General features: G+C 72.9%; 15 protein-coding genes and 3 pseudogenes. 6 read left to right on the plus strand and 12 right to left on the minus strand.

Going from position 1 to position 18409, the window contains the following annotated elements:
• Position 1 precedes the first annotated feature (1 nt).
• Positions 2–1822 carry a hypothetical protein gene (locus ACFC8N_RS23155; RefSeq protein ID WP_376289390.1) on the plus strand — a complete coding sequence of 607 codons (1821 nt, stop codon included), beginning with the start codon at positions 2–4 and terminating at the stop codon, positions 1820–1822.
• A gap of 51 nt (positions 1823–1873) precedes the next feature.
• Here ACFC8N_RS23155 and ACFC8N_RS23160 read toward each other — a convergent pair whose 3' ends face one another.
• Both ACFC8N_RS23160 and ACFC8N_RS23165 read right to left on the minus strand, forming a co-directional pair.
• Positions 1874–4297 carry an NB-ARC domain-containing protein gene (locus ACFC8N_RS23160; protein ID WP_376289392.1) on the minus strand — a complete coding sequence of 808 codons (2424 nt, stop codon included), beginning with the start codon at positions 4295–4297 and terminating at the stop codon, positions 1874–1876.
• A 108-nt stretch (positions 4298–4405) separates the two neighbouring features.
• Positions 4406–4594: pseudogene (locus ACFC8N_RS23165) on the minus strand (SAM-dependent methyltransferase); the annotation flags it as partial.
• Positions 4595–4799: 205 nt separating this feature from the next.
• Between ACFC8N_RS23165 and ACFC8N_RS23170 the strand changes: the two are divergent.
• Positions 4800–5354 carry a glycoside hydrolase family 25 protein gene (locus ACFC8N_RS23170; protein ID WP_376289394.1) on the plus strand — a complete coding sequence of 185 codons (555 nt, stop codon included), beginning with the start codon at positions 4800–4802 and terminating at the stop codon, positions 5352–5354.
• Between the two features lie 7 nt (positions 5355–5361).
• Here ACFC8N_RS23170 and ACFC8N_RS23175 read toward each other — a convergent pair whose 3' ends face one another.
• Together ACFC8N_RS23175 and ACFC8N_RS23180 are read right to left on the minus strand one after the other, a co-directional pair.
• On the minus strand, positions 5362–6024 hold the full coding sequence (locus tag ACFC8N_RS23175; protein ID WP_376289396.1) for an NADPH-dependent F420 reductase: 663 nt from the start codon (positions 6022–6024) through the stop codon (positions 5362–5364).
• A gap of 111 nt (positions 6025–6135) precedes the next feature.
• Positions 6136–6258, minus strand: a pseudogene (locus tag ACFC8N_RS23180) (zinc-binding dehydrogenase); the annotation flags it as partial.
• A 56-nt stretch (positions 6259–6314) separates the two neighbouring features.
• Here ACFC8N_RS23180 and ACFC8N_RS23185 point away from each other — a divergent pair.
• The 3 genes and pseudogenes from ACFC8N_RS23185 (at position 6315) to ACFC8N_RS23195 (ending at position 8286) form a co-directional block, all read left to right on the plus strand.
• Positions 6315–7122 (plus strand): annotated as a pseudogene (locus ACFC8N_RS23185) (AraC family transcriptional regulator).
• A gap of 223 nt (positions 7123–7345) precedes the next feature.
• The gene (locus ACFC8N_RS23190) at positions 7346–7501 is read left to right on the plus strand and encodes a hypothetical protein (protein ID WP_356034523.1); all 156 of its coding nucleotides are present in this window, start codon (positions 7346–7348) and stop codon (positions 7499–7501) included.
• Positions 7498–8286 (plus strand): ABC transporter ATP-binding protein, encoded by a 789-nt coding sequence (locus ACFC8N_RS23195; RefSeq protein ID WP_376289398.1) that lies wholly within the window; start codon positions 7498–7500, stop codon positions 8284–8286. The genes ACFC8N_RS23190 and ACFC8N_RS23195 overlap by 4 nt, the downstream gene beginning before the upstream one ends.
• A 49-nt stretch (positions 8287–8335) precedes the next feature.
• Here the strand turns inward: ACFC8N_RS23195 and ACFC8N_RS23200 are convergent, their stop codons facing one another.
• From ACFC8N_RS23200 to ACFC8N_RS23235, 8 genes are all read right to left on the minus strand, one after another.
• The gene (locus ACFC8N_RS23200) at positions 8336–8548 is read right to left on the minus strand and encodes an EF-hand domain-containing protein (RefSeq protein WP_356034518.1); all 213 of its coding nucleotides are present in this window, start codon (positions 8546–8548) and stop codon (positions 8336–8338) included.
• A gap of 59 nt (positions 8549–8607) precedes the next feature.
• Positions 8608–9510: a MerR family transcriptional regulator gene (locus tag ACFC8N_RS23205; RefSeq protein WP_376289400.1), complete on the minus strand. Its 903-nt coding sequence runs from the start codon at positions 9508–9510 to the stop codon at positions 8608–8610.
• 76 nt (positions 9511–9586) lie between these two features.
• A complete protein-coding gene (locus ACFC8N_RS23210; RefSeq protein ID WP_356034512.1) occupies positions 9587–10774 on the minus strand; it encodes a YncE family protein in 1188 nt (395 codons plus the stop codon).
• Positions 10774–11592 carry a polysaccharide deacetylase family protein gene (locus ACFC8N_RS23215; RefSeq protein ID WP_362822417.1) on the minus strand — a complete coding sequence of 273 codons (819 nt, stop codon included), beginning with the start codon at positions 11590–11592 and terminating at the stop codon, positions 10774–10776. The genes ACFC8N_RS23210 and ACFC8N_RS23215 overlap by 1 nt, the downstream gene beginning before the upstream one ends.
• 85 nt (positions 11593–11677) lie before the next feature.
• Positions 11678–12181 carry an ATP-binding protein gene (locus ACFC8N_RS23220; RefSeq protein ID WP_071379738.1) on the minus strand — a complete coding sequence of 168 codons (504 nt, stop codon included), beginning with the start codon at positions 12179–12181 and terminating at the stop codon, positions 11678–11680.
• Positions 12182–12491: 310 nt separating this feature from the next.
• Positions 12492–13259: an enoyl-CoA hydratase/isomerase family protein gene (locus tag ACFC8N_RS23225; protein ID WP_376289403.1), complete on the minus strand. Its 768-nt coding sequence runs from the start codon at positions 13257–13259 to the stop codon at positions 12492–12494.
• A 79-nt stretch (positions 13260–13338) separates the two neighbouring features.
• Positions 13339–14574, minus strand: coding sequence for an Ig-like domain-containing protein (locus ACFC8N_RS23230; protein WP_356034504.1), 1236 nt, complete (start codon positions 14572–14574; stop codon positions 13339–13341).
• 156 nt (positions 14575–14730) lie between these two features.
• A complete protein-coding gene (locus tag ACFC8N_RS23235) occupies positions 14731–15942 on the minus strand; it encodes an Ig-like domain-containing protein (RefSeq protein WP_356034501.1) in 1212 nt (403 codons plus the stop codon).
• 220 nt (positions 15943–16162) lie between these two features.
• Here ACFC8N_RS23235 and glgX point away from each other — a divergent pair, with 220 nt between their 5' ends.
• Entirely contained in the window at positions 16163–18409 is a 2247-nt protein-coding gene (glgX, locus tag ACFC8N_RS23240) for a glycogen debranching protein GlgX (protein WP_376289405.1), read from the plus strand.

Genomic DNA, 18409 nt, shown 5'->3' on the forward strand with positions numbered 1-18409 from the left:
CGTGACGGGTGGGGCGGCAGCGGGTGGAGTGACGGACGGGGCGGCGCGGATACGGGTGCGGGTGCCGGTGGGGGCGGACGCGGAGCGCTGGGTCACCCGGGTCGGCTGCCGCCGGGTCCTGTTCGTCGTGCACAACGTGACGTCGGCGACGCGTCTGCTGGACGTCCTCCCGCTGTTCTCCGGCGACCTGCGCGTGCAGATGTTCGCCACGTGCACGGGCTCGTCCCCGTTCCTGGCCGGGGTGCCCGAGCTGCTGGCGCGGGCGGGGCTGCCGGTCCTGCCGTGGGAGCAGGCCAAGGAGACCCCGTTCGACCTGGCCGTGTCCGCCAGCTACGGCGGTGAACTGGCCGCTGTGCAGGCCAAGTTGGCCGTGCTGTCGCACGGGGTGGGGTACAATAAGAGGCTCGCAACACCGGACAACACCGGACAACACCGGACAACACCGGTCTTCGGGCTGTCGCCCGACTGGCTCCTCGCCGACGGGAGTCCCCTCGCCGACGCCACCGTCCTCTCCCACCCGGAACAGCTGGACCGGCTGCGCTCGGCCTGTCCCGAGGCGGCGCCCACGGCGGTCCTCGCCGGTGACCCCTGCTACGACCGCATCCTCGCCGCACTCCCCCAACGCGCCCTCTACCGCCGGGCGTTGGGCGTCGGCCCCGGTCAGCGGCTGATCGTCGTCAGCTCCACCTGGGCGGCCCGCTCCCTCTTCGGCGGAGCCGCCGAGCCGGCGGCGGACGACCTGCTGCCCTGGCTGCTGTCCCGCCTCGCGGCGGAACTGCCCGCCGACGAGTACCGGACCGTCGCGGTCCTGCATCCGAACATCTGGTACGGCCACGGGCCCGGCCAGGTCCGCGCCTGGCTGGACAACGCCCGGCGGGCCGGCCTCGACGCGATCGACCCCCTCGACGGCTGGCGCCAGGCCCTGATCGCCGCCGACTGCGTCCTCGGCGACCACTCCAGCGTCACCTACTACGCCGCCTCCCTCGGCATCCCCGTCCTCCTCGGCGCGTTCCCCCAGCAGGACCTCGACCCGCTCTCCCCGGTCGCCGCCCTCGGCCGTAAGGCTGCGCGCCTCGTGCGCCGGGGCAGCCTGCGCGCCCAGATCGAGGACACCGTCGCCGCGCACGATCCCGCCCGGTACAAGGAGCTCGCGGAGCAGACCAGTTCGGCACCGGGAGAGTCGGCCGCCCTGCTGCGGCGCCTGTTCTACGGCCTCATGGAGCTGGCCGAGCCCGAGGGGCACCCGGCGCTGCTCGACCCGCTGCCGCTGCCGCCGTACCTGCCCGCCCGTCGTACCGCCCCGGTCCGCGTGCTCTCGGGCGGCCTCGGCACGGATCCGCCGCAGGTCCGCGTCGCCCGGTACGCCGTCGCCGGTGCCGGGCCCGACCCGTCGGACGCCCCGGACATGCGCTGGGACTGCGCGCACACGGTGGTCGACGAGGAGACCCGGGAGGCCGGCCGGCTGCGCGTCGCCGACGTCGTCGTACGGTACGCGGCAGGGGACGACCCGCGGCTCGGGCCGCCGGCCGCCTGGACGGCGGAGGCGCTCGACCGCTACCCGTACTGCGGACTGGCCGCCTACGTCGACGGGCCGGACCGCTGCGTCGTCCGCACCCGCGCGGGCGACCTCGTGCGGCTGGCCGCCACCGCGGGCCCCGACGGACGGGCCGACCTGTGCGATCCCGCCGCCTACGCCTCCGCGCTCCACGCCTGGCTCACCGACGGCCGGACCCTGGCCGACGCCCTGCCCGCGATCACCGTCCGCACGGGCGGGGCGGCACACCGCGTCACCGTGGCGCCCCTCGGCCGGGGAGCACCGTGAGCCGGATCCGGGATCCGGGCCTCCGCGTCGCCGGGCCGCGCGGCTCGGGGCTCAGGCCGTCAGTTCCGTCAGGCGGGCCCGGACACGGGTCAGGCCGAGCTGGTCCTCGTTGGCCTCGTAGCGTGCGGCGGCGGTGCGCAGGTCCTCCGCCTCCTGCTCCGGGCGTCCCGCCAGGCGGTGGCAGCGGGCGCGTGCCTCCAGGGCGTCGGCCAGCTGGAGCCAGGCGCCCGCCTCGGTCATCGCCGTGACGGCCGCGTCCAGGCAGACACGCGCCTGCTCCGCGTCGCCGGCGTCGAGGTGCGCGTCACCCAGACTCATGTAGACGCGGCCCGCGTTGTAGGTGTCGCCGCCGCCCGGCAGTCGGCGGAACCGGGCGAGGGCGTCGTTCAACCGGGCGACGGCGGCCGGGAATTGACGCTGCCTGGTCTGGGCGCGGCCGATGTGGTGGGCCAGCAGGGCCGTGGCGCGCGGCACGTCCGCCCATCCGTCCTGCCCCGGGCCGATCCGGCGCAGGACCTCCTGCGCCTCCTCGAAACACGCCTGCGCCGCCGCGAACTCCCACTGCTTGAGCCGGAGCAGTCCCAGCGACTCGACGGCGGTCGCCTCGCCCCGGTGGTGGCCACAGGCCCGGTCGGCGTCCCTGGCCCGCGTGAGGGCGTGCTCCGCGTCCGCCGGCCGGCCCGACCCCATGTAGCCGAAGGCGAGTTGGGCCCACATACGGCCGACGGACCGCGGATCGCCGAACTCCTGCGCCACGTGGCGTCCGGCGGCCTCGACCCCGAGGAGGTGCGTGTCGATCCACTGCGCGTGGTAGCCGAGCAGCAGGTGCAGGCCCCACAGGGCCTCGCACAGCTGCCAGACCAGGTCGTCGAAGCCGTGGTGGGCCGCGGCCCGGACGACGGCCGCGAGGTTCTCCCGCTCGGCGCGCAGCTCGGCCAGCGCGCGCTTGCCGTCGGCGCGGTCGCGGTGTTCCGGCAGGACGAGCCCCCGGTACGCGGGGCCGAGCCGCCAGCGCAGCGGCATGACCCGGAAGTCCGCGCCCGCCGCGAAGCGCAGGTGCGCGACCGCGACCCGGCGGACGGCGGCCGCCATCCGCGCGGGTCCGTCCTCGGCCTCCGCCAGCGCGTGGGCGTGCGCCCGGGTCAGGTCGTGGAACCGGTAGCGCTCCTCCCCGACCTCTTCCAGCAGATGCACCCGGGCCAGCTCCTCCAGCAGCCCGCGCGCCTCGTCCTCGTGGACGGCGGCGGCGTGCGCGGCGGTGCGGACGGTCACGGTCGGCCACGGCCACACCGCGAGCGCGCGGTAGAACGCGGCGCAGCCGGGGGTGAGTTCGGCGTAGGCGGCGTCCTGGACGAGCCGGACGGGATCGGCCGTTGCCGCCCGGTCCTCTTCACGCACGGCGGTGCCCTCCCGGTCGTTCCCCTGGTCCGCCTGGCCGCGGCCGGACAGCTGCTGGGCGACCCGCTCCCAGGTCAGCTGGTGCCGGACGGCGAGGCCGGCGCCCGTGGTGCACAGCGCGAGGGGGATCCCGCCCGTGCCGTCGGCCACGGCCCGCACCACGGCGTCGGGCGCGGCGGGCCGGTCACGGCCGGCGACCCGCCGGACCAGCGTCATCGCGTCCTCGGCCGACAGCGGCCCCAGCGGATACGGCCGGGCGCCGTACTCGGCCACGAGCCGCCCGGGGCGGTACCGGCTCGTCACCAGGACGAGGCACTGCGGCGAGGCCGGGAGCAGCGGGATGACCTGGGCGTCGTCGTGGGCGTTGTCCAGGACGACGACCAGGCGGCGGTCGGCGGTGCAGTCGCGGTAGAGATCGCGCTGGCGCGCCTCGTCGCCCGGCACCAGGGCGCGCGGCACCCCGAGCCGCTCCAGGAACCACGCGAGCACGTCGGACGGCTGGAGCGCCGTTCCGGCCGAGGCGCCTTTCAGGTCCGCGAACAGCACCCCGCCGGGAAACCGCTCGCGCAGCTCCGTCGCGCAGTGCACGGCGGCGGCGGTCTTGCCGATGCCGCCCGGCCCGGTGAGCACGGCGACGGCGGGCGCGCCGGGCGTCCGCTCCTCGTCGTCGAGCAGGGCCGTCAGCCAGGCGAGCACCTCCGTGCGGTCGGTGAACACCGCCGTCGTCGGCGGCAGCATCTGCGGGCGCGAGGCACCGTGCGCCACGGCGGGTACGGTGCGCGGCGAGAGCCACGCGGCCTCGCGGACCCAGTCCGTGACCTCGCGGGCGAACTCCGGTGATCTGCGGGCGAGTTCGAGCAGCTGCCGCGCCGCCGCCGTCTGCTCGGACTCGGTGCCGGGGAAGGTGGGCGGGGTGGGGAGCCGCGAACCAGCCGCCGCAGACCCCGAGTTGTCACCGGAGCGGCCCCGGCTCAGCAGGTCGCAGAGCCGCTCGGAGAGCCGTCTGCCCGCTTCACCACTGGCTCCGGAGACGGCACCCGAAGCGACCGTGCCGACCGCCGAGAGTGCCATGCTCATCAACGCTTCCACTCCGGAACTCCCCCCAACTCGCCGTTGCCGTCATCGTATCGACGCGCGGGCGCGGCGGACGGGGGCGACAGGCGGGGACGGCGGGCGGTGGGTGCACGTGGTGGCCACCAGCAGGTCCTCCCCCGTCGACAGGCGCAGGCCGTCCGGGCGGCCGGTGAAGTACCGTTCGGCGAGGGAGGCGCCCGAGACGTGCCGGGCCTCCTTGAACCCGGCCTCGCGGGCCAGGCTCAGCATCTCCTCGGGGGTGTAGAAGCTGCGGAACGGCGTGCCCGCACTCCGCGCGCCCCCGCCCGTCTGGCGCTGTTGGCCGGGGACCACGCGAGCATCATCACCTCGGACTGGCCGGCGAAGCCGGCGTCGGTCCTCAGTTCGGTCGTCGCCCGGAGCCGACTTCCGCCTCGTGGAGCGGATCGAGCGTGCCATCGTGGGGCATCACTCAACCAGCACCTCCAACTCCTTACCCCCATCGGCACTTCGAGGAGTCCCCCACATGCTCCACGGCATCGATGTCAGCGCGTTCCAGTCGTCCTCGTACGACACGAGCGGCCTCTCCTTCGCCTTCATCAAGGCGACGGAGGGCCGCACGTACACCAACCCCCACACCGCCGCCCAGACGAAGACCGCCCGGGACGCCGGACTGGTCGTGGGCTTCTACCACTTCCTGTGGCCGGGCAACCTCGCCGCCCAGGCCGAACACTTCGTGACCGCCGCTCCCTCCAGGGCGGGCGACATCCTCGCCGTCGACTGGGAGACCACGGGCGACGGCACCCACGCGAGCAGCGCGGAGAAGGACACCTTCCTCAAGAAGGTGAAGTCCCTGCGCCCGAACCACCGGGTGATCCTCTACTGCAACCGCGATTTCTGGCTGAACATCGACGACACGTCCTACGCGGCTGACGGGCTGTGGATCGCCGACTACGTCACCGCCGGCCACCCTCGCGTCCAGGCCCACTGGCGCTTCCACCAGTACACCAGTGACCCGCACGACAAGGACGTGGCCGACTTCTCGTCGAAGGCCGCGCTGAAGAGCTGGGCGGAGGCCTGAGCGGCGGTCAGCCGCGGAAGCCCGCCGGGCGTTCCGGGGAGGCCTCGGCGAGGGCCTTGGTGACGGCTTCGGTGCCGGCCTGGAGGCCGTAGACCGGGGTGTCCGGCTGCTGGCGCCAGGAGTCGTCGATGCCGCCCGCGTCCACCGTGTCGAAGCCGAGCTCGTCGATCAGGGCGCGGACCCTGGCCTTGGCGGCCGCGTCGTCGCCCGCGACCGGGAGCGCCATGCGGTCGGGGGCACCGGCCGGGCGGGGGCGGTCCAGGATGTCCTGGGCGTAGGTGCCGTTGAAGGCCTTGATCACCGGGTGGCCGAGGTGCTGTTCGGTCCAGCGGCTCTCGGTCAGGCCGTCGTCCTCGATCGCCGCGATGCGGCCGTCGCGCTGCTGCGGGTAGTAGTTGCCGGTGTCGATCACCGCCACGTCCTTCGCCGCGCCGTCCAGCACGCCCGAGGGGAGGTTCGGGATCGCCTTCAGCGGGATCGTGACGACCACCACCTCGGCGTCCCGGGCCGCCTCCTCGACCCGGACCGCGCTCGCGCCCGTCTCCTCGGTCAGTTCCTTCAGGGTCTCGGGGCCGCGGGAGTTGGCCACGGAGACGTCGTGGCCGAGGGCGGTGAGCCTGCGGGTGAGGTTGCCGCCGATGTTTCCCGCGCCGATGATGCCGATCTTCATGTCAGGCCCTCCGGGGTCGTCTCGTTTCATGCATGTGCATGCTTCGGGTACCCCCGACAACCTCTTCGGTCCCGGCGCTATTCCGCGACTCCGGCATTCGTGTGAACCGCCTCAGACGCGTACGACGATCTTGCCCGTGTGGCGGTTCGACTCCATCAGGCGGTGTGCGTCCCCGATGCGGTACAGGCCGTCGTACACCTCGGCGATCACCGGCCGGAGGGTGCCGTCGGTGAGGCCCGAGCCGACGTAGTGGGCGGCACGGCGGCGAACTCGCTGACTACAGTGGGGCCATGGACGTGCTCAGCGACGTCGTCGCCGCGATGCGCACCGGGCAGCCGCACTCCTCGCGCCGGTACAAGTACGCGCTGGGTCCCGGCGATGTCGTCTTCCTGGCGCACGGGCAGGCGCACAGCCTGTCCGGCGCGCTCGACGTCCCGCTGCGGGAGATACGGATGCAGCCCGACGGCACCTGGGGCGGCTGGCCGCAGGAGACGCGGGAGGGACACCCGGACGCGGTCACGCTGTGCGGGTTCTACCGGCTGGACCGCGAGCGCTCCCACCGGCTGCTGGCCGAGCTGCCGCAGATCGTGCATCTGCCCGCCACGGCCGGCGGGCACCGCGCGCTGCGGGCGGCGGTGGAGCTGCTCGGGACGGAGCTGGAGGAGCAGCGGCCGGGCACCGACGCGATCGTGACCTCGCTGCTGGACACCCTGCTGCTGTTCATCCTGCGGGCCTGGTGGGAGAGCGAGCGTGCGGCGGGGCTGGGCCGGGGCGCTGGCCGATCCGGCGGTCGCGGCGGCGCTGCGCGCGATCCGCGGCGATCCGGCGCACCCCTGGACGGTGGCGGAGCTGGGCACCGCCGGCGGGCTGTCCCGGGCGGCCTTCGCGCGCCGGTTCACGGCGCTGGTGGGCGAGCCGCCGCTGACGTACCTGACCTGGTGGCGGATGACCACAGCGGGCCGGCTGCTGTGCCACGACGACCTGTCCCTGCGCCAGATCGCCGAACGCACCGGCTACACCTCGGAGTTCGCCTTCGCCAAGGCCCTCAAGCAGGAGTACGGCACCGCAGCGGGCCACTACCGCAGGACCGCCCCCTGACCCCGTTCCCGCCCCTTCCTGCGGCACCCGCCGGGACGGACACCAGGGCGCGGGCGGCCGGGTCGGGCTCGGCTCCTGGTCCGCGCACCGGGAGGAGCCCGGGGCGCACCGGTTCACGGGTACCCTGACCGCCGGTGGCGGCTGCGCGGGCACCGGGGACACGCCCCTCGCGGCCGTCACGGACGCGCTCGCGGGCGCCGGACACTCGGTGGAGGTGCTGGACGTGGTGGAGCAACCGGACCTGGACGGCGAGGCGGTCGCCCGCGCCGAGTGCCGGGGCGGCGACCGGATCCGGCGGGGCGCGGGCCGGGACGCCTGCGGTCTCGCGGCCTCGGCACGGGCCGTGCCGTGCGCGGTGGACCGGGCGGTGGTCCGGTGAGCGAGGTGCTGCGCGCGGAGGGCGTCGATCTCGTCCGGGACGGGCGGCCGATCCTCCGGGAAGTCTCGCTGACGGTCCGGTCCGGGGAGCACTGGGCGCTGCTCGGGGCCAACGGCGCGGGAAAGTCGACCCTGTTGGGGCTGCTCGGGGCGGTGACGCATCCGAGCCGGGGCACGGTGGAGGTGCTCGGGAGCCGGCTGGGCCGGGTCGATCTGCGGGAGCTGCGGGCGCAGGTGGGGCACGTCAATCCACGCCATCCGCTGTCCTCGCCGCTGACGGTACGGGACGTGGTGCTGACCGGGGTGACGAACTCGATCGAGCTGCTCCCGCGCTGGCGGCCGAGCCCGGAGCAGGAGGAGCGGGCCGAGGCGCTGACGGCCACGCTGGGGCTCGCGGCGCTGCGGGACGCCCGCTGGCCCACGCTCTCGCAGGGCCAGCGCGGGCGGACGCTGATCGCGCGGGCGCTGATGCCCGAGCCCCGGCTGCTGCTCCTGGACGAGCCGGCGACCGGTCTGGATCTGCCGGGCCGGGAGCAGCTGATCGAGGCGCTGGAGGAGCTGCGGTCGGCCCGGCCGCGGCTGGCGACCGTCCTCGTCACACATCACCTGGAGGAGCTGCCGTCGGGCACCACGCACGCGGTGCTGCTGCGCGACGGGCGGGTGCTGGCCTCGGGGCCGGTCGACGAGGTCCTCACCGGCGACCAGATCGGCAAGTGCTTCGACCTTCCGCTCACGCTGCAGCGTCACGACGGCCGCTGGAGCGTGCGGATCCGGCGCACCGCATGACGAAGGGGGTACCCCGGCCGGTACGGCCGTGGCACCCCCCCCGGGCGGGTCACTTGTCCAGGTAGGCCCAGAACTCGTCGAACGACAGGACCTTGTCGCCGTTGAGGTCGCGCTGCTTGATGATGGACTCCGCCACCGACTCGGTGACGTTCCAGTCGCCGGCCTCGGCCAGCGCGTGCTTGAACTCGGCAGCGGTGATGAATCCGTCTCCGTTCGCGTCGATCCGCTCGAACTGCTTGCGTGCTTCCTCGATGTCCGCCACCGATCCGCCCCTTTTGCTCGTGTTTCTGTTGCCGTGCTGGCGTACTGACGCTGGTCAGATTAACGGGCCGCGCGAGCACGCAGCGCGGTGACCACCCAGGCGAAGTCCTCGGCGTGCGGCGGGGCGGGCTGCCGGTTCACGATGGAGAGGAGTTCGCGGTACCGGGCGACGCGGTCGTTGAACCCCACGGCCATGCGTTCCAGTACGGCTTCCCGGTCGGCGTCCCCGAACAGCTCCGTCAGGACCTCGTCGGCCTCGGGCGCGGTGGGCTCGACGCCCCGATCGCGCGCCGGGGCCACCAGGTCCACCAGCCGCTTGGCGAACCACAGGGACCGTCCGCGCGGCTGCCGGTCCGCGGCGTTGAACTCCATCGCGCGCCGCATCTGCGCCCGGAACTCCGGGTCCTGGAGCATCTCGGCCAGTTCCACCCAGGCGTCGACCTCCTCCGGTGTGGGGTCCTCCGCGAGGTGGACGGCCGTCTGCCGGATCCGCTCCTGCACGTCCGGGTCCACCGCGTCGAGCCCGTGGAGCGTCTCGTCCACGAACTCCTGCATGATCCGTTGTCGCTGCGCCGCCGACAGTCGCGCCAGCTTGTTCATCAGGGTCATCTCCTTGGCCGTCGAGCCTCGTCGGGCGACCGTCGACAGCACGGCCCGGGTCACCTTCAGCGCCCTGATCTGCGCGTCCAGCGCCGCCACATGGGCGGCCGCGACCTCCGCCACCGTGCGCTCCCCGGCCAGCACCCTGCGTACGTCCGCCAGGCCCAGCCCCAGCTCGCGCAGGGTCCGGATGAGCTCCAGGCGGGCGACGCCCTCGCTGTCGTACAGCCGGTAGCCGCCCGGGGAGCGGGTCACCGGGGTGAGCACGCCCTCGTCGGACCAGTAACGGATGGTGCGCACGGTCAGCCCGGTGGCCCGGGCCAGCTCGCCGATGGTGAGGAGTCCGGTGCCGTCGTCGGTCATGTCCGGGAGTCTGGGCCTTCCAGCGGGTGGAGACTCAAGGGGCGCGGCGCGGTCTGTGCGGCGGAGCGTTCGGTGCTCAGCGGAAGACGCCCGTGTGGCCGAGGGAGTAGCGGCCGGGCTGGGGGTAGACCGCGAGGCCGTGCGGGCCGCTGCCGACCTTGATGCGGGCCAGCTGCTCACCGGTCCGCGTGTCGATGGCGTACACCTCGGAGTTGTAGCGGCCGGACAGCCACAGCACCTTGCCGTCGGCCGAGACACCGCCCATGTCGGGGCTGCCGCCCTGAGGCAGCCGCCACTTCTTGGTGAGCTTGTCCTGGGCGAAGTCGAAGACGGAGATCGTGCCCTCGCCCCGGTTGGAGATGTACATCTCGCGGGAGTCGCGGCTGACGTAGAGGCCGTGGCAGCCCTTGCCGGTGTAGAGGAAGCGGGGCTCGTCGAAGGTGTCGCCGTCCAGGATCCACAGTCCGTTCGCGACCATGTCGGCGATGTAGAACAGCTTGCCGTCCGGGGAGATCTTGACGTCCTGCGGCATCGAGCCGCGCTGCGGCAGCCTCCGCTGGTCGACGACCTCCATCCGCGCGGTGTCGACCTTCAGGATCTCTCCGCTGAACTCGCAGGAGACGATGAAGTAGCGGCCGTCCGGGGAGAAGTCGGCGTGGTTGACGCCGTAGCACTTGACCGGCAGCGTCTTGACGACCTTCATGGTGTGCGCGTCGCGGAAGACCAGCGCGCGGTCCATGGAGGCCATGACGACGGCGTACTTGCCGTCGGGCGTGAAGTACAGGTTGTACGGGTCGTGCACCGCGAGCGACTTGCCCGCCTTGCCGGTCTTCGGGTCGATCGGGGTGAGGCTGTTGCCGAGGTCGTTGTTGACCCAGAGGGTCTTCAGGTCCCAGGACGGCACGACGTGCTGGGGCTGGCGGCCGACCGGGATCGTGTCGATGACCTTGTAGGTCGCGGGGTCGATGACGGTGACGGTGTTGGAGTTGGTGTTGGGGACGTACACCCGGGACGGGAAGTCCTTGACGACCGGGGAGAGCTGGTTCGGGCGGTCGGCGGCGTAGAGGTCGTCCGGGTTGTCGACCGCGGGCATCCCGGGGAGCACGTCCACCCGCTTCTGGTCCACCTGTGGCCGGGCGGGCGCCTTGCTGCCGAGAGCCTGGTCGCCCCCCTTCGAGGAGCCGGAGCTGCACGCGGACAGCAGGGACAGGGCGGTCAGGGCGGCACCGGCGGCCAGCAGCCGGGCGGCTTTCGTGATGCGCATCAGCTCAGCAGCTCCGTGGTGGTGACCGCGCGCAGTCCGCGGCGGTCGAGTTCGTGGAGGACGTCGGGCAGGGCGGTGACGGTGTCCGGGTACCCGAAGTGCATGCTCACCACCGACCCCTTCTTCACGTCGGCGAGAACCTTGCGGGTGACGGCGGCGGCGCCGGGGCGGGTGTAGTCGAGCGAGTCGACGTCGTACGACAGCACGTGCGGGTACCCGGCCTCGCGGGCGAGCCGGACGACCAGCGCCGACGCGGTGGGCGAGCGGGAGGGGCGGAACCAGGTGCCGATGGATCCGGTGAGCCGCTTCAGCCGGTCCGCGCAGTCGGTGATCTCCTTGCGGGCGTCCGCCTCGGCCATCTCGTTGACGGAGATGTGCCGTTGGGTGTGGTTGCCGAGGTCGTGGCCGCCGTCGAGGATCCGGCGGGCGATGTCGGGGTGTTCGTCCAGCCAGGTGCCGACGGCGAGCACGGTGAGGCGGGCGCCGTGCTGCTCCGCCGTGTCCAGCAGGGAGTGGGCGATGCCCGGATCCCCCTGGCCGTGGAAGGTGAGGGCGACCTGGGGACGGGTGCGCGGGCCGTGGGCGATCTGGGCGGGCAGGCCGGGATAGGCGCGGGGAGCGGGGGCGGCCCGGGCGCCGGCCGAGGGACGGCTCGTGGCGTGGGCGCCGGAGGGGGAGGCGGTGGGGGACCCGGGGTCCGGGGTGGCGGCCGGGGCGGTCTTACCGGCACCGCAACCGGCGGCGAGCGCACCGCCGGTGACGAGTCCGGCGCCCGCACGCAGCACCCCGCGTCGGTTGGTCGTGGTCACCCGCACCATTTAAGGGCGGGGAGGTAAGAAAAGCACCGATTAGCCCGATTGAGGGATGATTTCGGGTCGCGGTCGCCTCGGCGCAAGACGCCGGTTACCGGTCGGACACCCGCATCTCGAACCAGGTGGTCTTGCCGCGCGGGAGCAGGTCCACGCCCCACCGGTCGGAGAGCTTGTCCACCAGGAAGAGGCCGCGGCCGCTGACGTCCAGGTCCTGAACCGGCATCAGACAGGGCAGCCCGCGCGAGGGATCGCGGACCTCGACCCGGATCCAGCCGGGGCGGCGGCGCATCCGCAGGCCGAAGACCCGGGCGCCGGTGTGCCGTACGGCGTTGCCGACGAGTTCGGACACGAGTAAGACGGCGTCCTCGGTGATCTTGGGGGTCAGCCGCCAGGTCCGCAGGACGACGACCTGGGTGAGCCGGCGGGCGGTGGCCGCGGATTCCGGGCGGGACGGCAGCGGGACCTCCGCCTCCGTCGGGTTCCCGAACAGTTCGAGCGCCTTGAGCGCCTGTTCGTCCTCGACCCCGGGCGACCAGCGTGCCGCGGCAGCACGACCGTGTCCCCGCGGCTGTTCGATGCCCTCCAGCCCCGCCATGCCCCCATGATGGCCGTCCGGAGGCGTCTTGGGGGCCGTTCCGGCGGAATACGCCCCCTGCACGCCCCCACTCCCGCCTCTGCGCTTGGCATATGCCGACGACACGTCGACGTCCGGTGCGACTCGGTTGACCTGCGCGGACGGCTCACTTCCGGGCAATCGACAGGCTCCCTCGACGGCACAGGCTTAAGGTCGCCTTAAGGCTCCCATAAACCGCCCCATCGAGGGACCCGGATGAGACGACGCGTCAATTGCAAGGGGCACAGCGGGAGTTGCGACCGAAGTTACCGGGAAGTTCACACGCTGACGCTCAGCGGAACTTGGCCTTGCCCGGGCCCTCCTCCACGAAGCTGCGCATGCCGGTCTCGCGGTCCTCGGTGGCGAACAGGCCCGCGAACCAGTTCCGTTCGACGGCGAGCCCGGTGTCGATGCCGGTCTCCAGGCCGGTGTCCACGGACTCCTTCGCCGCGCGCAGCGCGATCGCCGGCCCCTGGGCGAGCCTCGCGGCCCAGGCGTGCGCCTGCTCGTACACCTCGGCGGCCGGCACGACCCGGTCCACCAGGCCGATCGCGAGGGCCTCGTCGGCCCTGACCTGACGGCCCGTGAAGATGAGGTCCTTGGCCTTGGAGGGGCCGACCAGCCGGGGCAGGCGCTGGGTGCCGCCGGCGCCCGGGATCAGACCCAGCAGGATCTCGGGCTGGCCGAGCTTGGCGTTGTCGGCGGCGATGCGGAAGTCCGCGCACAGGGCCAGTTCGCAGCCGCCGCCGAGGGCGTAGCCGGTGACGGCCGCGACGACGGGCTTGGGGATGCGGGCGACGGCCGTGAAGGCGTCCTGGAGGCCACGGGAGCGCTGGACCATCGCGGCGTGATCCATGTTCTGCATCTCCTTGATGTCCGCGCCCGCCGCGAACACCCGCTCGCCGCCGTAGATCACCACGGCGCGCACGTCGTCGCGGCGCGTGACCTCCTCGGCGAGTTCCTTCAGCCGGTCCTGGGTGGCGACGTCCAGCGCGTTCATCGGCGGACGGTCGAGGCGCAGCGTGCCGACGCCTTCGGCGACTTCGAGATTCACGGTCATGCAGGCAGGTTAACGGGGACTAACGGCGGCGGGCCCGGTGCCGTAGGTCACAGCACCGGGCCCGTCCGTCAAAGCGGGCTCACTTCGTCCAGTCCGCCCACGACATGTTCCAGCCGTTGAAGCCGTTGGCCGGGTCCACCGTGCGTTCGTTCGCGTGCTGGACGACCACCACGTCGCCGATGAGCGAGTGGTTGAAGAACCAGGCCGCAGGGGTGGAGCTGTCGTAGCCGCCCTGCACGTCACGCAGGCCGATGCAGCCGTGGCTGGCGTTGTAGTTGCCGAAGGCGTCGCCGCCCCAGTAGTTGCCGTGCGCGAAGGTGCCGGAGCCGGTCAGGCGCATGGCGTGCGGGACGTCCTTGATGTCGTACTGCTTGCCGTAGCCCACCGTCTCGCTGTCCATGCGGGTCTCGGTGAGCTTCTCGCTGATGACCATCTGGCCGTTCCAGGTGTCGTAGCCGGGCTTGCCGGTGGTGACCGGGAGGGTCCTGACGACCTTTCCGTCCTGGGTGATCTTCATCGTGTGCTTCTCGGCGTCCACGACGGAGACCTGGTTGCGGCCGATCGTGAACGTCACGGTCTTGTGCTGCTTGCCGTAGACGCCGGAGCGGCCCTCGACACCGTCGAGGTTCAGGTCGACGGTGACCTTCGTGCCTTCCTTCCAGTACTTCTCGGGGCGGAAGTCGAGGCGGTCGTTGCCGAACCAGTGGCCCTCGACGTCGACCGCGGGCTGCGTCGTGATCTTGATGGACTTCTCGACGGCCTGCGGGTCGGTGATGCCCCGGGTGAAGTTGACGGAGAACGGCATGCCCACGCCGACGGTGGAGCCGTCCTCGGGGGTGAAGGTGCCGAGGAAGGTGTTCTTCGGGGTGAGGGTGGTGAAGGTGGAGTCCTCGGCGCTCTCGCGGCCCTCGGAGTCCTTCGCGACCGCGTGCACCGTGTACGTGGTGGCCGCGGCCAGGTGGGTCGACGGCGTCCAGGACGCGCCCCCGCCGCCGATGCTGCCGTCGACCTTCGCGCCCTTGGCGTCCTTGACGGTCACCTCGGTCAGCTTGCCCTTGGCGACGTCGACCTTCAGCGCGCCGCTGGTGTCGACGCCGGTGGCGCCCGACTTGGGCGATATCGTGACGGCCGCCGCCGACTGCTGCTTGCCCTGCTGGGTGCTGGAGCCCTTGCCGTCGGCCCCCGCCCCCTTGCCACCGCCCCCGCCGCACGCGGCGAGCGACAGCACCAGGGCGCCGGATATCAGCGCCCATCCTGTGTTCCTACGGCCTCGCCGTCCCGCCGTCGACGCCCCCGATATGGGCCGCACGTTCAAGTCGTCTCCCCTCGCCGGACCTGGTCAGGCCCGCTCCCCACCACACTGGTGCGCGCATATTAACCGCCTGGTTTTGAGCTCGGTGTCAGGCGAATGTCACCGTTCCGTCGCAACTTCCGCCCGCACCCCCGCCCGTACCGAAAACCCCTCCCCCGGTTACTTCACCGCGCTGCCCGCATTCCACTCCTGCCAGGTCATGTTCCAGCCGCCGAGGCCGTTGTCCGCGGCCACCGTCCTGTCCCGGCTGCCCACGACCTCCACGACGTCACCGATGAGGCTGCGGTCGAAGAACCAGCCCGCGGGCGTGGCCGAACTGCCGCCCTTGACGTCCCTGAGCCCCACGCACCCGTGGCTGACGTTGACGTGCCCGGGGGCGTCCGGCGACCAGTAGTTGCCGTGCAGATAGGTGCCGGAGGCGGTGAGCTTCATGGCGTGCGGGACGTCGGGGATGTCGTACTCGCCGCCGAAGCCGACCGTGCGGCTGTTCATGCGGGTGACGTCCTGCATGTCCATCACCACCATCTTGCCGTTGTACGTCGGGTTGCGCGGGCCGCCCGCCGTGATCGGCACGGTGGCGAGGAGCTGGCCGTCGCGCCGTACCTCCATGGTGTGCCTCGCCGCGTCCACCAGGGAGACCTGGCTGCGGCCGACGGTGAAGGCGAAGGTCTTGTGCTGCAGCCCGTAGACGCCGGGCGCCCCCTGGACGTCGCGCAGGTCCAGCCCGACGGTGACCTGGGTGCCGGGCTTCCAGTAGCGCTCCGGACGGAAGTCCAGGCGGCTGCCCCCGAACCAGTGCGGGCGGATCTCGACGGGCGGCCGCGCGCTGACCCGGACGGCGCGTTCGACGGCGGCCCGGTCGGCGATCTCCCGGCTGAAGGCGAGCGAGACGATCATGCCGGTGCCGACGACGGCCCGGTTCTCGGGGGTGACGTAGGCGATGAACCGCTCGGCGGGGACGAGGGTGGTGAAGGTGGTGTGCCGGGCCGAGCGGCGGTCGTCCGCGTCCCGCGCCACCACGTCGACCGTGTACCGGGCGGCGAGCGCGAGCCGGTCGTCGTCGGGCCGCCAGGTCCGTCCGTCGGCGCTGACGCGCCCGGGGACCGGGAAGTCCTGCGCGTCCTGCTCCCTGACGACGGTCACCTTCTCCAGCCGCCCGTCCGGCACCCGGATCCGCAGCCGCTCGCCGGGGCGGACGCCCGTGACGGCGTCGTCGGGGCTGACGCGGATGACGTCCTGCGGTGCCCGGGGCTTGTCGTACGCCCCGAGCGGTCCGGAGCCCCCGGAGCAGCCCGCCAGCAGTGCCGCCCATGTCAGTACCGCGGCCAGCGCGGCTCCCGCGCGCCGTGCGCGTCCTTGTACGTGCCTCACGCGGGACTCAACGACCGGGCCCGCTCGGGGGAAACGTGAGTGCGACGCACGCACTGGGCAGAAGAGAGGGAAGGACGACACGTTGGGGAGCCTCCCCGGAGGGGGACCCCAGCCCGGACATGAGCCGCACGGGGGCGCAGCCGTGCCGGAGGGCCGAGCGGGATGCTCTTCGGCCGGTGGACCGCGCGCCGTCCCCCGGGCTGAAAGAGGGGGCCGACAGGTGACGAGCGCAGCGGAGCGGCGGGCACCGGCCGGGCAGCCGGCCGTCGGGACGGGGCAGCAGCCGTCCGTGCTGAACGGCGTCCGGCACGCCGCGGCGCCGACCCCGGTGGTCTGGCCGGGCGCGCCGACCCCGCTGGGGGCCCGGTTCCGGACCGGCCCGGACGGGGTCGCGGGCACCAACTTCGCGCTGTGGGCGGGCGGGGCGGAGGCGGTCCGGGTGTGCCTGTTCGACGAGGGCGGCCGCGAGACCCAGGTCCGGCTGACCGAGCTGACGCACGAGATATGGCACGGCTTCGTGCCGGGCGTGATGCCGGGCCAGCGCTACGGCTACCGGGTGGACGGCCGCTGGGACCCGTGGACCGGCGCCCGCTGGAACCCGGCCAAGCTGCTGCTGGACCCGTACGCGCGGGCGGTGGACGGCGAGTTCGGGCTACCGCCCGAGGTGTACGGGCACGTCCGGGACTGGCCCGAGCAGTACGTCGCCGACACCGTGCGCGACGAGCGGGACTCGGCGCCGTACGTGCCGAAGGGCGTCGTCGTCGACGATGACGACGACTGGGAGGACGACCGGCGGCCGAAGACCCCGTGGGCCGACTCCGTCCTCTACGAGCTGCACGTGCGGGGCTTCACCAAGCTGCACCCGGGGATCCCCGAGGAACTGCGCGGCACCTACGCCGGGTTGGCGCACCCCGCCGCGATCGAGCACCTGACCAGGCTGGGCGTGACGGCCGTGGAGCTGCTCCCCGTCCACCAGTTCGCGCACGAGGACCACCTGCTGCGCCGGGGCCTCGTCAACTACTGGGGCTACAACTCCATCGGCTACTTCGCCCCGCACGCCGGCTACGCGGCCACCGGGACGACGGGCCAGCAGGTCGGCGAGTTCAAGCGGATGGTGCGCGCGCTGCACGCGGCCGGCATCGAGGTGATCCTCGACGTGGTCTACAACCACACCGCCGAGGCGGGTGAGTTGGGGCCGACGCTCTCCCTGAAGGGCATCGACAACCGCGGCTACTACCGGCTCCAGGGCGACGCCCGCCGCTACGCCGACTACACCGGCTGCGGCAACACGCTGCACGTCGTCCAGCCCCAGGTGCTGCGGCTGATCACCGACTCGCTGCGCTACTGGGTGACCGAGATGGGCGTCGACGGCTTCCGCTTCGACCTCGCGGCGGCGCTGGCCCGCTCGATGCACGACGTCGACATGCTCTCCCCGTTCCTGGCGGTCATCGCCCAGGACCCGGTGCTGCACCGGGTGAAGCTGATCGCCGAGCCGTGGGACATCGGCTCGGGCGGCTACCAGGTCGGCGCCTTCCCGCCCCTGTGGACGGAGTGGAACGACCGCTACCGCGACGCGGTCCGGGACTTCTGGCGCCAGGCCCTGCCGGACGTACGGGAGATGGGCTACCGCCTGTCCGGCTCCAGCGACCTGTACGCCTGGGGCGGCCGCCGCCCGTACGCCTCGGTCAACTTCGTCACCGCGCACGACGGGTTCACGCTGCGCGACCTGGTGTCGTACGAGCGCAAGCACAACGAGGCCAACGGCGAGGACAACCGCGACGGCACCGACGACAACCGCTCCTGGAACTGCGGCGTGGAGGGCGAGACGCAGGACGAGCGGGTACGGTCGCTGCGCCGCCGCCAGCTCCGCAACCTCCTGACGACCCTGCTCCTGTCCACCGGTGTGCCGATGCTGGTCGCCGGCGACGAACTCGGCCGCACCCAGGGCGGCAACAACAACGCCTACTGCCAGGACAACGAGATCGGCTGGCTGGACTGGTCGCTGACGGCCGAACCGGGCTGGCGGGCGCTGACCGACCTGACCGCCCGCCTGATCGCCCTGCGCCACCGGCACCCGGTGCTGCACCGCCGCGCCTTCTTCTCCGGCCGCGCGCACTCGGCGGACGGGCTGCGCGACCTCGCCTGGTTCACCCCGCGGGGCACGGAGATGACCGAGGCCGACTGGTACGCCCCCGCGGCCACGCTCGGCATGTACCTCTCCGGCCGGGACATCCCGGGCCGCGACGAGCGGGGGGCGCCGGTCGTGGACGACAGCTTCCTCGCGGTGCTGCACGCGGGCGAGGACCCGACCGCCTTCGTGCTGCCGGGCCCGCCGTGGGCGCGGCGGTACGAGGTGCTCGTGGACACCGACCGCGAGGACCAGGCGGAGCCGCCGGGCACGGTGCATCCGGCGGGGGCGCGGATCACGGTGCCGGGGCGGTCCGTGCTGCTGCTGAGGGTGGTCTGA

Origin of the sequence: Streptomyces sp. NPDC055966, assembly GCF_042269865.1 — a bacterium.
Lineage (GTDB): Bacteria > Actinomycetota > Actinomycetes > Streptomycetales > Streptomycetaceae > Streptomyces.